12 protein-coding genes and 4 tRNA genes are annotated in these 14,589 nt (G+C 72.9%); 6 read left to right on the plus strand and 10 right to left on the minus strand.

The window, feature by feature from the left end:
* The 5 genes from ACZ462_RS10240 to ACZ462_RS10260 form a co-directional block, all read right to left on the minus strand.
* A partial coding sequence (locus ACZ462_RS10240) for a DEAD/DEAH box helicase (protein ID WP_467805797.1) occupies positions 1–2,009 on the minus strand: 2,009 nt, incomplete at its 3' end.
* Positions 2,010–2,255: 246 nt separating this feature from the next.
* Positions 2,256–2,765, minus strand: coding sequence for a hypothetical protein (locus tag ACZ462_RS10245; protein WP_467805796.1), 510 nt, complete (start codon positions 2,763–2,765; stop codon positions 2,256–2,258).
* Positions 2,766–2,914: 149 nt separating this feature from the next.
* Positions 2,915–3,289 (minus strand): fluoride efflux transporter CrcB, encoded by a 375-nt coding sequence (crcB, locus tag ACZ462_RS10250; RefSeq protein ID WP_467805794.1) that lies wholly within the window; start codon positions 3,287–3,289, stop codon positions 2,915–2,917.
* Complete coding sequence (locus ACZ462_RS10255) at positions 3,286–3,753, minus strand: fluoride efflux transporter FluC (RefSeq protein ID WP_467805793.1); 468 nt, start codon at positions 3,751–3,753, stop codon at positions 3,286–3,288. The genes crcB and ACZ462_RS10255 overlap by 4 nt, the downstream gene beginning before the upstream one ends.
* A complete protein-coding gene (locus ACZ462_RS10260; protein ID WP_216827118.1) occupies positions 3,750–4,100 on the minus strand; it encodes a metallopeptidase family protein in 351 nt (116 codons plus the stop codon). Before ACZ462_RS10260 ends, ACZ462_RS10255 begins: the two co-directional genes overlap by 4 nt.
* A 127-nt stretch (positions 4,101–4,227) precedes the next feature.
* Between ACZ462_RS10260 and ACZ462_RS10265 the strand changes: the two genes are divergently transcribed.
* The 3 genes from ACZ462_RS10265 (at position 4,228) to ACZ462_RS10275 (ending at position 4,508) form a co-directional block, all read left to right on the plus strand.
* Positions 4,228–4,300: transfer RNA gene (locus tag ACZ462_RS10265), tRNA-Glu, on the plus strand.
* 38 nt (positions 4,301–4,338) lie between these two features.
* A tRNA-Asp gene (locus ACZ462_RS10270) sits at positions 4,339–4,412 on the plus strand.
* Positions 4,413–4,434: 22 nt separating this feature from the next.
* Positions 4,435–4,508: transfer RNA gene (locus tag ACZ462_RS10275), tRNA-Phe, on the plus strand.
* 39 nt (positions 4,509–4,547) lie between these two features.
* On the opposite strand, the gene ACZ462_RS10280 is transcribed toward ACZ462_RS10275, so the two are convergent.
* The 3 genes from ACZ462_RS10280 to ACZ462_RS10290 all read right to left on the minus strand — a co-directional run bounded on the left by ACZ462_RS10280 (position 4,548) and on the right by ACZ462_RS10290 (position 6,401).
* A complete protein-coding gene (locus tag ACZ462_RS10280; RefSeq protein WP_467805792.1) occupies positions 4,548–5,414 on the minus strand; it encodes a cytochrome c biogenesis CcdA family protein in 867 nt (288 codons plus the stop codon).
* Complete coding sequence (locus ACZ462_RS10285) at positions 5,411–6,160, minus strand: DsbA family protein (protein ID WP_467805791.1); 750 nt, start codon at positions 6,158–6,160, stop codon at positions 5,411–5,413. The genes ACZ462_RS10280 and ACZ462_RS10285 overlap by 4 nt, the downstream gene beginning before the upstream one ends.
* 70 nt (positions 6,161–6,230) lie before the next feature.
* Positions 6,231–6,401 (minus strand): hypothetical protein, encoded by a 171-nt coding sequence (locus tag ACZ462_RS10290; RefSeq protein ID WP_468251751.1) that lies wholly within the window; start codon positions 6,399–6,401, stop codon positions 6,231–6,233.
* Between the two features lie 531 nt (positions 6,402–6,932).
* On the opposite strand from ACZ462_RS10290, the gene hrpA reads away from it, so the two are divergent.
* Positions 6,933–10,856, plus strand: coding sequence for an ATP-dependent RNA helicase HrpA (hrpA, locus tag ACZ462_RS10295; RefSeq protein ID WP_467805789.1), 3,924 nt, complete (start codon positions 6,933–6,935; stop codon positions 10,854–10,856).
* An 82-nt stretch (positions 10,857–10,938) separates the two neighbouring features.
* A tRNA-Asp gene (locus ACZ462_RS10300) sits at positions 10,939–11,012 on the plus strand.
* Positions 11,013–11,587: 575 nt separating this feature from the next.
* On the opposite strand, the gene bldC is transcribed toward ACZ462_RS10300, so the two are convergent.
* Positions 11,588–11,794, minus strand: a complete 207-nt coding sequence (bldC, locus tag ACZ462_RS10305) for a developmental transcriptional regulator BldC (RefSeq protein WP_003949541.1) — start codon at positions 11,792–11,794, stop codon at positions 11,588–11,590.
* Between the two features lie 482 nt (positions 11,795–12,276).
* The gene (locus tag ACZ462_RS10310) at positions 12,277–13,131 is read right to left on the minus strand and encodes a DUF8083 family protein (protein ID WP_467805787.1); all 855 of its coding nucleotides are present in this window, start codon (positions 13,129–13,131) and stop codon (positions 12,277–12,279) included.
* 216 nt (positions 13,132–13,347) lie between these two features.
* On the opposite strand from ACZ462_RS10310, the gene ACZ462_RS10315 reads away from it, so the two are divergent.
* The gene (locus ACZ462_RS10315; protein WP_114058202.1) at positions 13,348–14,448 is read left to right on the plus strand and encodes a Leu/Phe/Val dehydrogenase; all 1,101 of its coding nucleotides are present in this window, start codon (positions 13,348–13,350) and stop codon (positions 14,446–14,448) included.
* Positions 14,449–14,589: the final 141 nt, after the last annotated feature.

Raw genomic sequence — 14,589 nt, forward strand, 5'->3', positions numbered from 1 at the left:
CGGAAGCCGCCACGCTCGCCGTCACGGCGGTCGTCCCGGCGGAAGCCGCCACGGTCGCCACCGCGGTCGTCGCGGTTGAAGGACGGGCGGTCGTCACGGCGGAAGCCGCCACGCTCGCCGTCACGGCGGTCGTCCCGGCGGAAGCCGCCACGGTCGCCACCGCGGTCGTCGCGGTTGAAGGACGGGCGGTCGTCGCGACGGAAGCCGCCACGCTCGCCACCGCGGTCACCCCGGTCGTCCCGGCGGAAGCCACCGCGGTCGCCGCCCCGGTCACCGCGGTCGTCGCGGTTGAAGGACGGGCGGTCGTCACGGCGGAAGCCGCCACGCTCGCCACCGCGGTCACCCCGGTCGTCCCGGCGGAAGCCGCCACGGTCGCCGCCCCGGTCACCGCGGTCGTCGCGGCGCTCGGTGCGCTCCCGGCGCTCCTCGGCCGCCGCGGCTGCGGCGACCTGGGCGGCCACCTCGGCCTGGGCGGCCTCGGCCGCCTCGGCGATCGCGGCGTCCGGGTCCTCGCCGCGCTCGCGGGCGGAGCGGGCGACGAGGCGGTCAGCCTCCTCGCGCAGCTCGGCGGCGCGGCGGGTCATGCGCTCCAGGCTGCGGGTCAGCTCGGCGACCTCGCGCTCGGCCTGCTTGGCGGCGTTGTTCGCGGAGTCGGCCTGGACCTCGGTCAGCGAGCGGGCGCCGGTGATCTCGGCGACCTCCGGGTCGAAGGCGCCGGCGCCCTGGACGATGTGGCGCGAGGCCTCGACGCCGGCGTCCTCCATCAGGCGGAAGATCTGGCGGCGCTGGTGCGGCAGCGCCAGGGAGACGACGACACCGGACCTGCCGGCGCGGGCGGTGCGGCCCGAGCGGTGCAGGTAGTCCTTGTGGTCGCCGGCCGGGTCCACGTTGAGGACCAGGTCGATGCCGTCGACGTGGATGCCGCGGGCGGCGACATCGGTGGCGACGAGCGCGTTGACGTGGCCGTCCTTGAAGTCCGCGAGGACGCGGGTACGGGCGCCCTGCGTCATGCCGCCGTGCAGCGCGTCCGCCTTCACGCCGGCCTCGACGAGCTGCTCGGCGATGCGGTCGGCGCCCAGCTGGGTGCGGACGAAGATGATGGTGCGGCCCTTGCGGGCGGCGATGGCGGCCGTGACGGGCGCCTTGTCCTTCGGCTTCACGACGAGCACGTGGTGCGACATGGTCGTGACGTTGCCCTGGGCGCTGTCGACCTCGTGGCTGACCGGGTCGGTGAGGTAGCGCTTGACCAGGGTGGAGATCTCGTTCTCCATGGTGGCGGAGAACAGCATGCGCTGGCCGCCGGCCGGGACCTGGTCGAGGAGCTCGGTGACCTCGGGCAGGAAGCCCAGGTCGGACATCTGGTCGGCCTCGTCGAGGACCGCGACCTGGACGTCCTCCAGGGAGCAGGCGCCGCGGTTGATGATGTCGCGCAGGCGGCCCGGGGTGGCGACGAGGATGTCGACACCGCGCTCCAGTGCGTAGATCTGGTTGCCCATGGAGGTGCCGCCGCAGACGACCTTCATCTTCAGGCCGAGGACGTCGCCGTACGGCTGGAGGGCGTCCGCGACCTGCATCGCGAGTTCGCGGGTCGGGGTGAGGATGACCGCGCGGGGCTTCTTCTTGTCGGTGTGGCCGCCCGCCAGGCGCGCCAGGGTCGGCAGGCCGAAGGAGAGGGTCTTGCCGGAGCCGGTGCGGCCGCGGCCGAGGATGTCCTTGCCGGCCAGGGCGTCCGGGATGGTCGCGGCCTGGATCGGGAACGGGACGGTGACACCGTTCTGGGCGAGCTTGCGGACGACGCCCTCGGGCAGGCCCAGGTCGGCGAAGGTGATCTCGGGCTCGTCGTCGTCGGCGTCGCGGTCGCCCGCCACGTCGGCCTCGAGGGCCTCGATGATCTCGTCGGCCTCGGCGGCCTCCATGGCCTCCGTCACCACGAGGGCCTCGACGGCGTCCACGATCTCGTGGGAGTCGTTCTCGGGCATGACGGCACGGTCAGAACTGGAAATGGACATGCGAAATGCGAAACCTTCCGGAGTCTCGGCACGCGCCCAAACTCCGTGAATCGCAATTCGACCGCCTCAATGCGGTCAGCCACGGCTAGGGAGAAACGCGCCACGCGGCGCGCTTCGGATCGGCGCCGGGCAATGGGATCAAACGATCTATAACCATACGCACCCCTTGGGGGGTCTGGCAAGTCGATCCCGCCCGATCCGCCCTGACCTGTGACGATCGGCCCGCCCGGCCGCCGCGGCCGGGCCTCAACCGGTGGGCGTGGGCGTCGGGTCGGGCTGCGGCGGGGTGGGCGTCGAGGCCGGGGGCGTCACGGGCGGCTCCGGGGTCGGCGACTGCGCCGGAGGCGTGGGCTTCGTCCCGCCGGAACCGCCCGAACCACCGGTTCCGCCCTGGCCCGGCGGCGGCTCCTGGGGGCCCTGCCCGCCCGCGCCGCCCCCCGGCCCGGCCGACGGCGACGGCGCCCCGGGCCGCCCGGCCGGCGCACCCGGGCTGGCCGAAGCCCCCGTCGCGCCGGACGCCTTGCCGTCCTCAACGGGTTTGCCCGCCTGGATCCCCGCGGAGACCCTGCCGCCCTGGCCCGCCTCGTGCGCGCCCGCGCCCCGCCCGGACGCGGCGCCCCGGCCCGCGTCCGCCGCCTGCTTGCGGCCCGGCGAGGCCGACGGCCCCGGCTTCGCGGCGTCCCCGCCGACGCTCATGCAGCCCGCCGTGGCCGCGACCGCGAGCGCGGTGACGGCCAGGCGGAGGGAAGCGGACAACTGGCGCACGGTGCACCTCCGGGTGGGCGGTCAGAGTCCGCGGTGAGCGGGTCGATGTGCCCAACTCCCTTTGCACCGCAAGGGACACGCCCCGGAAGGACACCCGCCGCCGGCGCCCGCCGGACCCCCGGCCCGCCGGCGCCCCGCCCTCAGCCCCACAGCCCGGCCGCCGCCTGCGACCCGAGCGCCACCGCCCCGAAGCCGACCAGGACCGACCCCGCCGCGTTCGCCGCGGCCGGCCCGAACCGCCCCCGCTCCGCCAGCCGCAGCGTCTCGTACGAGAACGTCGAGTACGTGCTCAGCGCCCCGCACAGCCCCGTCCCCAGCAGCAGCTGCCACCGCCCGGACGCCGCCCCCGCCAGCGCCGCCCCGGTCAGCAGTCCCAGCAGCAGGCAGGCGGCCGCGTTCACCGCGAACGTCCCCCAGGGGAACACCGATTCGTGCCGCGTCTGCACCGCCCGGTCCGCCAGGTACCGCAGCGGCGCCCCGACCACCGCGCCCGCCACCACCAGCAGCCAGTTCACCCGCGCCCCCCGCGCACCGCGAGCCGCGTCACCGCGGCCCCCGCCCACACCGCGCCGAGGGCCGCCGCGACCGTGCCCCCGGCGTACGCCACCGCACGCCCCGCCTCGCCCGCCTCCCACAGCCGGGTGAAGTCCCCCGCGTACGTGGAGAACGTGGTGAACCCGCCGAGCACGCCAACCCCCGCGAACGGCCGCAGCAGCGGGTGCGGCGGCGTCCGGCCGCCCTCGGCGATGAGCGCCATGAGCACCCCGATCAGCGCACTGCCGGCCGCGTTCGTCCAGAACGTCGCCCACGGGAAGCCCGCCGGACCCGCCGGCCACAGCAGCGCCAGCCCGTACCGGGCCGAAGCCCCCACCGCGGCGCCCGCCGCGACCGCCGCGAGGACCGGCCCCAGCGGCTCGGCGCGCTGCGCCGGCACGTGCAGGTCGACATCCGGGTCGACGGGGCCGACCGGCCCGCTCACCCGTAGCCCAGGGCGTGCAGCCGGGCGTCGTCGATGCCGAAGTGGTGGGCGATCTCGTGAACCACGGTGATCTCCGTCTCCGCGATCACGTCCTCCCGGTCCTCGCACATCCGCAGGGTCGGGTTGCGGTAGACGGTGATCCGGTCCGGCAGCACGCCCGCGTACCACTCGCCGCGCTCCGTCAGCGGAGTCCCCTCGTAGAGGCCGAGCAGCTCCGGGTCGTCCGCCGGCGGCTCGTCCTCGACGAACACCGCCACGTTGTCCATCAGCCGCGTCAGCTCCGGCGGGATGCGGTCCAGGGCCTCGGCGACGAGCTCCTCGAACTCCTCGCGTGTCATCTCCAGCACCCGGTCATTGTCCCTCCGCGCCGGGCGCACGCAGCCTGCCGGGGGAAACCGTTTTGGCGTTACCTCCCCGCATCCCATATGCTTCTCACGTCCCCGACGCGCTGGAAAGCGCCCCGGCGGGCCTTTAGCCCTCATCGTCTAGTGGCCCAGGACGCCGCCCTTTCAAGGCGGTAGCACGGGTTCGAATCCCGTTGGGGGTACGCATTACCGTGTGCAAGACTTGTCTCGCACACTGCATGGTCCTGTGGAGCAGTTGGTTAGCTCGCCACCCTGTCAAGGTGGAGGTCGCGGGTTCAAGTCCCGTCAGGATCGCTGAGGCCGGAAACGGTCTCGTGGCTGGGTAGCTCAGTTGGTACGAGCGATCGCCTGAAAAGCGATAGGTCGCCGGTTCGACCCCGGCCCCAGCCACAAAAGGAAGGCCCCGTCCCTCGGACGGGGCCTTCCGCGTCATTCCCGCGCCTCCGCCGGCTCCGGCGCGTCCGCCCCGTCCGCCCCGGCCGGGCCGCCGCGCAGCCGGCGCACCAGCAGCACCGCGAGGACTGCCGCCGCGGCCGCGCCGAGCAGCACCGCGTCCGGGACCGCGCCCGCGATCTCCCGCACCCGCTGCTCCACCGCGAACGAGTCGTCGGTGTCCAGGAGCCCCGGCAGCGCGCTCGCCCCGTCGTACGCCAGGAACAGCGCCCCCAGCAGGACGAAGAACAACCCCGAGAGCAGCGACGTGCTGTGCACCTCCAGCCGCCCCAGCCGGACGGGCCGGCCGCGCAGCCACCGCCGCCGCCCCAGGTCGAAGCGCTCCCACAGCAGGGCCAGCACGAACAGCGGTACGGCCATCCCCAGCGCGTACACCGCGAGCAGCAGGCCCCCGTAGACGGGGCTGCCGCCGACGGCCGCCACCGTCAGGACGCTGCCCAGGATCGGCCCGGCGCAGAAGCCGGCCAGCCCGTACACGGCGCCCAGCGCGTACACCGACAGCGCGGTCGTCGGCCGGATCCGCCCCGACAGCTCCGAGATCCGCCGCGGGGCGAAGCCCTTGCCGAGGACCTGTGCGACTCCCAGGGCGATGATCAGCCAGCCGCCCGCCAGGACGAGCGCGTCGCGGTGGCCGTGGAAGAACCGGCCGGCCGTCGAGGAGGCCGCGCCCAGCGGCACCAGGGTCGTCGCGAGGCCCGCGTAGAAGATCCCGGTCCGTGCCAGCAGCCGGGACGGCGAGTCGATCGAGTACGCGAAGAACGCCGGCAGCAGCAGGGCGCTGCAGGGGCTGAGCAGCGCCAGCAGCCCGCCGAGCAGGGCGGCCAGGTAGCCGATGCCCGTCACCGGGCCGCCTCGGCCTTGGCCCCGTCGATCACCGCGGCGAACGTGCCGTACGGCTGGGCGCCGGCGATCGGCCGGCCGTTGACCAGGAAGGACGGGGTGGAGGCGACGCCGATGCGGCTCCCCTCCTCCCGGTCCCGGGCCAGCGCCGCCGCGGCGGCCTCGCCGGCCATGTCCCGGGAGAAGCGCTCCAGGTCGGGGACGCCGGCCTCGCGGGCCAGCTCCAGCAGGCGCTCCGCGCCGAAGCCCTTCTCCTTGGCGCCGGGCGCGTACGCGGCGGCGTGGAACTGCTGGAAGCGGTCCTGCTGCCCGGCGGCCCAGGCGGCCTTCGCCGCGGCCTCGGACTCCTCGCCGAAGATCGGGAAGTTGCGCCACTCGATGCGCAGCGTGCCGTCCTCGACGTACTTCCGGATCAGCTCGGGCTCGGTGTCCCGGGCGAACTTGCCGCAGTAGCCGCACTTGAAGTCGGAGTACTCGATCAGCACGACCGGGGCGTCCGCCCGGCCGACGGCGAGCCGGTCGCCGGCCTCGCGGCGGGCGAGCTTCAGCAGCTCGGCGCGGGCGCCGGAGTCCTCGGCCCGCGGCTGCGACACGGCGCCGCCGGCCCGCGCCGGGCGGTCGTCGGGGGCGGTGGCCTGCCAGGACGCCAGCCCCAGCGCGGCCGCGGCGAGGAGGACGCCCGCGCAGGCCAGCAGCGTCTTGCCGGTGGAGCGGGAGGAGGGTCGGGAAGGACGGGAGGAAGAAGGCATACGGATGCTCCGGACGAGGTGGTGGAAGAGGAGGGCGGTGGTCCGGCCGCTCGGGGCCGGGCGGGCCCTCCTACACCCGCATCACGGAGAGCTCCAGCGGCCCGGGAGCGGGCCGGTCGGGGGCGCGCGCCCCTCCCGGCGGCCCGTACACGGCGCGGGGCGGGGGCGTCCCGCAGCCGGGGAAGGGGCGGGTGCAGGCGGCGAGGACGTGGTCGCCCTGTGCGCCGGCGCGGGCCGGCACGGCCGGCGTCCGCTCGGGTCCGGCGGGCCCCGGCCCGCACCGCGGCCCCCGCCCCCCGCCGTCCCCGGCGGAGGCCCGTACGACCTCGCCCGCATCGGCGGCTGCGAACGCCGCCCGCCGGGAACCGTCCGCGGAGGCGGGGCCGGACGCCCGCCCCGCAACGTCTTCGGAGGCCCGGCGGGACACCCGCCCTGCAGCGTCCGCGGGGACCCGGCCGGCAGCCCGCCGGGAGACGTCCCCGGAAGCCGGAGCTGACACCCAGCCGGAACCGGCCGCGGGAGCCCGGTCGGGGGCACGGCCGCCGGAAGCCGTAGCGGCCGCCTGACCGGCGCCGACGGCACCCCCCGCGAGGACGCACAGCAGCGCCAGCAGCGCCGCGAGCAGCACGCCGCGCCCGTATCGGTGCGCACTGCTCGGCATACGTGGGGCCTCTCACGCGGGAAGGGGCGGGGGATCGTCCCGAAATGGTACGGGTCCCCCCGACAAATGCGTTCGCCACCCGGCGCACCGGGGTGAGATCCTCGAGCAGGTATGTCTACTTCCTTCGCCGCCCTGCAGACGCTTCTCGGTGAGATCTCCCTCCGCGACGCGCACCGCCTCGGCCGCCGCCTCGAAGGCGCCCGCCGCATCCGCAAGCCCGAGGCCAGGCAGGCCGTGCTCGACGAGATCGCCGCGGAGGCCGAGAAGGCCGCCGCGCGGCTGGCCGGCCGCGCCTCGCGCATGCCTGAGGTCACCTACCCCGAGAACCTGCCCGTCAGCCAGAAGAAGGACGAGATCGCCGAGGCGATACGCGACCACCAGGTCGTGATCGTCGCCGGTGAGACCGGTTCCGGCAAGACCACGCAGATCCCGAAGATCTGCATGGAGCTGGGCCGCGGCGTCCGCGGCATGATCGGGCACACCCAGCCCCGCCGTATCGCGGCCCGCACGGTCGCCGAGCGGATCGCCGAGGAGCTGAAGTGCGAGATCGGCGGCACGGTCGGCTGGAAGGTCCGCTTCACCGACCAGGTCGACCCGGACGCGACGTTCGTGAAGCTGATGACGGACGGCATCCTCCTCGCGGAGATCCAGACCGACCGCGAGCTGCGCGCCTACGACACGATCATCATCGACGAGGCCCACGAGCGGTCCCTGAACATCGACTTCCTGCTGGGCTACCTCTCCCAGCTGCTGCCCCGGCGCCCCGACCTCAAGGTCGTGATCACCTCCGCGACCATCGACCCGGAGCGGTTCTCCCGCCACTTCGGCGACGCCCCGATCGTCGAGGTCAGCGGCCGCACCTTCCCCGTGGAGGTCCGCTACCGGCCGCTGCTGGAGGAAGATTCCGAGGAGAGCGACCGCGACCAGATCACCGCGATCTGCGACGCGGTGGACGAGCTCCAGGCCGAGGGGCCGGGCGACATCCTGGTCTTCCTCTCCGGCGAGCGCGAGATCCGCGACACCGCGGACGCGCTGATCAAGAAGAAGCTGCGCTTCACGGAAGTCCTGCCGCTGTACGCCCGGCTCTCGCACGCCGAGCAGCACCGGGTCTTCCAGCAGCACACCGGCCGCCGCATCGTCCTCGCCACGAACGTCGCCGAGACCTCGCTGACCGTCCCCGGCATCAAGTACGTGATCGACCCGGGCACCGCCCGCATCTCCCGCTACAGCCACCGCACCAAGGTCCAGCGGCTGCCGATCGAGCGGATCTCGCAGGCCAGCGCCAACCAGCGCAAGGGCCGCTGCGGCCGCACCAGCGACGGCATCTGCATCCGGCTCTACTCCGAGGACGACTTCGACGCCCGACCGGAGTTCACCGACGCGGAGATCCTCCGCACCAACCTCGCGTCCGTCATCCTCCAGATGACCGCGGCCGGGCTCGGGGAGATCGAGAAGTTCCCGTTCATCGACCCGCCGGACCACCGCAACATCCGGGACGGCGTCCAGCTCCTCCAGGAGCTCGGCGCGCTCGACCCGGCCGAGAAGGACCCCCGCAAGCGGCTCACCCCGCTCGGCCGCAAGCTCTCCCAGCTGCCCGTGGACCCGCGGCTGGCCCGCATGGTCCTGGAGGCCGACCGCAACGGCTGCGTCCGCGAGGTCATGGTCATCGCCGCCGCGCTGTCGATCCAGGACCCGCGCGAGCGCCCGTCCGACAAGCAGACCCAGGCCGACCAGCACCACGCCCGCTTCAAGGACGAGACCAGCGACTTCCTGTCCTTCCTGAACCTGTGGCGCTACGTCCGGGAGCAGCAGAAGGAGCGCGGCTCCTCCTCCTTCCGCCGGATGTGCAAGCAGGAGTACCTGAACTTCCTGCGGATCCGGGAGTGGCAGGACATCTACTCGCAGCTGCGCACGGTCGCCAAGGGCATGGGCCTCCACGTGAACGAGGCGGACGCCCCGGAGCAGCACGTGCACGTGTCGCTGCTCGCCGGCCTGCTGTCGCACATCGGCCTGAAGGACACCGACAAGAACGAGTACCTCGGTGCCCGGGGCGCCAAGTTCGCGGTCTTCCCGGGCTCGGCGCTCTTCAAGAAGCAGCCGAAGTTCGTGATGTCCGCCGAGCTGGTGGAGACGTCCCGGCTGTGGGCCCGCGTCAACGCCAAGGTGGAGCCGGAGTGGGTCGAGCCGCTCGCCGGCCACCTGCTCAAGCGCACCTACAGCGAGCCGCACTGGGAGAAGGACCAGGCGGCCGTCATGGCGTACGAGAGGGTCACGCTGTACGGCGTGCCGATCGTCGCCCAGCGCAAGGTCAACTACGGGCGGATCGACCCGGAGGTCTCGCGCGAGCTGTTCATCCGCCACGCCCTGGTGGAGGGCGACTGGCGGACCCACCACAAGTTCTACGCCGACAACCGCAAGCTGCTGACCGAGGTCGAGGAGCTGGAGAACCGGGCGCGGCGCCGCGACATCGTCGTCGACGACGAGACCCTCTTCGACTTCTACGACCAGCGGATCCCCGAGCACGTGGTGTCGGGGGCGCACTTCGACTCCTGGTGGAAGCACAAGCGCCGCGAGGAGCCCGAACTCCTCGACTTCGAGCGCGAGATGCTGCTGACGGAGAAGGCGGCCGGCGTCACCAAGGCCGACTACCCGGACTCCTGGCGGCAGGGGCAGCTGACGTTCCGGGTCACCTACCAGTTCGAGCCGGGCGCGGACGCGGACGGCGTGACCGTCCACATCCCGCTCCAGGTGCTCAACCAGGTGACCGGGGAGGGCTTCGACTGGCAGATCCCGGGCTTGCGGGAGGAGGTGGTGACCGAGCTGATCCGGTCGCTGCCCAAGCCGATCCGCCGCCACTACGTGCCCGCGCCGAACTACGCGGCCCGCTTCCTGGACACGGCGGTGCCGCTCCAGGAGCCGCTGACGGCCACGCTGGCGCGCGAACTGCACCGGATGGTGGGCGTCCCGGTCACCGCCGACGACTTCGACCCGTCCAGGATCCCCGACCACCTGAAGATCACCTTCCGGATCGTCGACGAGCGGCGCCGCAAGATCGCGGAGGACAAGGACCTGGAGGCGCTGCGCCTGCAGCTCAAGCCGAAGGCCCGCCAGGCCCTCTCCAAGGCCGCCGCGGCCACCGCGGAGCGCTCGGGCGGGGAGTCGGTGGAGCGCTCCGGGCTGACCGACTGGACGATCGGCACCCTGAGCCGGGTCTTCGAGACACGGCGTGCCGGCCAGCCCGTGAAGGCGTACCCGGCGCTGGTCGACGAGGGGGCGAGCGTCTCCGTACGGCTCTTCGACACCGAGGCCGAGCAGCAGCAGGCGATGTGGCTCGGCACACGCCGGCTGATCCTGCTGAACATCCCCGTGAACGCTGCCAAGTTCGCCTCGGACCGGCTCAGCAACCAGCAGAAGCTGTCCCTGTCGCGCACCCCGCACGGCTCCGTGCAGGCGCTGTTCGACGACTGCGCGACGGCCGCGGCGGACAGGCTGATCGCCGACCACGGCGGCCCCGCCTGGGACGAGGCGGGCTACCGGCGGCTGTACGAGGCCGTGCGCGCCGACCTGGTGGACACCACCGTCCGAGCGGTCGGGCAGGTGCAGCAGGTCCTGGCGGCCTGGCAGGCCTGCGAACGGCGCCTGAAGGGCGCGCAGAGCCCCGCCCTGCTGGCGAACCTCCAGGACGTCAGGGCGCAGCTGGCGGCCCTCATGCCGCCCGGCTTCGTCACCCGGACCGGGCTGCGGCGGCTGCCGGACCTGATGCGGTACCTGGTGGCGGCCGACCGGCGGCTCCAGCAGATGCCCACGGCAGTCCAGCGGGACACCACGCGCATGCAGAAGATCCACGAGATGCAGGACGAGTACGCCTGGCTGCTGGAGCAGCTGCCCAAGGGCCGGCCCGTGCCCGAGGCGGTCACGGACATCCGCTGGATGATCGAGGAGCTGCGGGTCAGCTACTTCGCGCACTCGCTGGGGACGGCGTACCCGGTCTCCGACAAGCGCATCGTGAAGGCGGTGGACGCGGCGGCCCCGTGACGGGGCGCCCGCCGGTTCGACCGCACCCCCCGGGCTGCTGTACAGTCTGATGCGCAGCCAAGGGAAAACGGCTGCACATCGAGGTCCTGTGGAGCAGTTGGTTAGCTCGCCACCCTGTCAAGGTGGAGGTCGCGGGTTCAAGTCCCGTCAGGATCGCAGCAGGAGAAGGGCCCGCATCCCACCGGATGGCGGGCCCTTCCGCATGTCGGCGTCCGCGCGCACCCCGGGCGGGCCGGCGTACCCCGCCATCGGGGCGCACCGCCCGTCCGGGGCGGACCGCCCCTCCGGGAGGCATCGGCCGGTACTCCGCCCGTTCGGCCGATCGAATTCACCCGTCCGCCATCCGCGGATGCCATCCTTCCGCGAAAATCGCCCCTCAGGCGAGACCGCTCTGCGCGGGACATCCCTTTACGTGTGCATTGGCTCCCACACAAGAGTCACAGCCTGTGACAGGAGTCACCACACGAGTTTTCGGGAGTCGTACTTTTATCGCGCCTATACGTCCGGTCAATTTAATATGTGCAATGGCACCTCCCCGGGGAGGCGGCCCGGCACTCCCCGCCGCCCCCGCCCGCGGGCACAAAAAAGATCGCGCTGGACCCGGCGGAGTCCAGCGCGACCGAACGGCCGGGTACCTGTTGGGGCAGGTCCGGCCGAATGAAGCACAGTGGGTTTCACCGGATTGGGGGATCCGATGCCTACCCGTTCAAAGCGGGGTGATGAACGCGACCTCAGGCCTCGCTGCGCTGCTGCGGAATTCCCGCGAGCAGGGCGCGGACCTCGGCCTCGCGGTAGCGGCGGTGCCCACCCAGGGTGCGGATGGACGTCAGCTTGCCGGCCTTGGCCCAGCGGGTCACCGTCTTCGGGTCCACGCGGAACATCGTGGCGACCTCAGCCGGGGTCAGCAGCGGCTCGGCATCAGGGGTGCGAGCGGTCATGAGCGGCCTCCTCGGGAGAACCGAACCATCTCGGTTCTTTCCTCTAAATTCTGCACCTTGGCCCGCGTTGCCCGAAATGGACATACGCGGGCCGAGTCGGTTATAGGACGAACGGCTTGTCCTCGGCACTACAACTACACCATCCGTCCAGCCGCGACGGCCAAACCGACGGAATTGCCCTCCGAGGTGTTCATCAGCGGTCGGAACCCGATGGACCGCCCCATAGCGGACAGTCACCCCACTGTAACGATCAGTCACAGAGCGATCAGGAGTCTCCAGGACCCCCCGTAGCGTGCAATGCCGAGCATTCCGCCCTCAGTTGGGCGGAAGGAACCCTCCCCGGACTCCTTGTCCTATTTTGGCACGAGGGTAGGGGAACGGCGCAAGGGTGTGTTTAGTGCAGTCCGTCACGCTTGAGGCAATGGCCCGGATCGGGACGTAGGTCCCGACCATTCGACCCCGATACGGGTGCGCGGGCTCCCCTAGTTGGCGAACAGTCTCTCCCGTACCGCCCGCCAGCGCTCCCCCAATTCCGCGTACGCCTCCGCCGCCGCGGCCGCGTCCCCGGACCGCAGCGCCGCGAGCCCGGCCGCGACGTCCCGGGCCGACCGGTCCGCCGCCAGCCGCTCCGCCGGCAGCGCGTGCACCAGCCCGCCGTAGTCCAGTTCGACCATCGACCGCGGATGGAACTCCTCCAGCCAGCTCCCCACCCCGACGAGCCCGTCCGCGAGCATCTCGTACCCCTCCGCCTCGCGCAGCGTCCGCAGCCCCCGGGCCAGCCGCCGCCGCGCCTGGACCATCGGCGTCCGGTACCGCAGCCGCTCGCCCGGCAGGTACTCCCGCTCATCGTCCGACACGAGCACGAACCAGCGCAGTGGCACCTGCCACACCGAGGTCCGGATCCAAGGCCGCGCGTCCGGATTCCGCTCGCGCCAGCGCTCGTACTCCTCGGACGCCCGCCGCCGCGACTCCGGGGGCAGCGCCGCGTCCAGCACCGGCGCCGGGAACTCCTCGGCGAGTTCCTTCAGCGCCAGCCAGCCCCGCAGCCGGGTCCGCCACGGGCAGACCAGCAGCACCCCGTCCACCTCCGCCGTGAAGGCGTCCGAGCTCTCCCGCGGCGGCACCGCCGCCACCGGGACGCGCACCAACTCGGCCAGCGACCGGCGCAGTTCGTCCTGGGCCGTGGGCCCCGCCCCGCGCCGGGCGTATGCCGCCCAGTGCGTGCGCTCCGGCTCGGCGAAGGCCCCCAGCGGCTCGTAGACACGCAGGTAGGACGCGTACGGGACGGTCGGCGCCGGGCGCTCGGACGGCGGCCGGGGGTCGCGGGATGCACTCACGCTTCCGTACTCCCCCGCCCCGCCCGGGGCTACTCCGCCCCCTGCGCGGGCCGCCGCCCCGGGCAGCGGAGCGCCCGCCCGTACTCCGGGAGTGTTTCGATCCCCGGACAGGGGATCTGCACACGGCGCTTTGGACTTACTCTGCTCCCAGCACGCCCTCCCCCACCCGCAGGGCGGGCGTCATTCCGCCGCATCTCTTCCATGGGAGTCACCACCGTGACCGAAATGACCGACGGCGTCCTGCACACCCTGTTCCGCACGGAGCAGGGCGGCCACGAGCAAGTCGTGCTGTGCCAGGACCGGGCCACCGGACTCAAGGCCGTCATCGCCATCCACTCCACCGCCCTGGGCCCCGCCCTCGGCGGCACGCGCTTCCACGCGTACGCCTCCGACGAGGAGGCCGTCCTCGACGCGCTGAACCTCTCGCGCGGCATGTCCTACAAGAACGCCATGGCCGGCCTCGGCCTCGGCGGCGGCAAGGCCGTCATCATCGGCGACCCGGACGTCATCAAGACCGAGGAGCTCCTGCTGGCCTACGGCCGCTTCGTGGAGTCCCTCGGCGGCCGCTACGTCACCGCCTGCGACGTCGGCACCTACGTCGCCGACATGGACGTCGTCGCCCGCGAGACCCGCTGGGCCACCGGCCGCTCCCCGGAGAACGGCGGCGCCGGCGACTCCTCCGTCCTCACCGCCTTCGGCGTCTTCCAGGGCATGCGCGCCAGCGCCCAGCACCTGTGGGGCGACCCCACCCTGCGCGGCCGCAAGGTCGGCGTGGCCGGCGTCGGCAAGGTCGGCCACTACCTGGTCGAGCACCTCCTGGAGGACGGCGCCGAGGTCGTGATCACCGACGTCCGCGAGGAGTCCGTCCGCCGGATCCTGGACAAGCACCCGCAGGTCGTCGCCGTCGCCGACACGGACGCGCTGATCCGCACCGAGGGCCTGGACATCTACGCCCCCTGCGCGCTCGGCGGCGCCCTCAACGACGACACCGTCCCGGCGCTCACCGCCACGATCGTCTGCGGCGCGGCGAACAACCAGCTCGCCCACCCCGGCATCGAGAAGGACCTCGCGGACCGCGGGATCCTCTACGCCCCGGACTACGTGGTCAACGCGGGCGGCGTCATCCAGGTCGCCGACGAGCTCCACGGCTTCGACTTCGACCGCTGCAAGGCCCAGGCCACGAAGATCTTCGACACCACGCTCGAAATCTTCGCACGTGCGAAGTCGGACGGCATTCCGCCGGCCGCTGCGGCCGACCGCATCGCCGAGCAGCGCATGGCCGACGCCCGCGCCGCCAAGGCGGCGAAGGCCTCCTGACCCCCTGACGGGCGGGCCCGCCGGGGCGCGGCGAGACGGAACTCACTGCGCTTCGGCGGGTCGCCCGCCGGGAAAGAGTTAAAATCGCAGCTGACCAGCGAGGACGGGGCGCCTCGATGGTCCTGCACCGGGGCGCGTGAT

This window comes from Streptomyces sp. NPDC031121, assembly GCF_055570615.1.

Bases quoted from the DNA above. Each gene is read 5' to 3' on its own strand.
- ACZ462_RS10285 (WP_467805791.1), bottom strand. From the start codon at position 6,160: ATGCCTTCTTCCTCCCGTCCTTCCCGACCCTCCTCCCGCTCCACCGGC.
- hrpA (WP_467805789.1), top strand. From the start codon at position 6,933: ATGTCTACTTCCTTCGCCGCCCTGCAGACGCTTCTCGGTGAGATCTCC.
- bldC (WP_003949541.1), bottom strand. From the start codon at position 11,794: ATGACCGCTCGCACCCCTGATGCCGAGCCGCTGCTGACCCCGGCTGAG.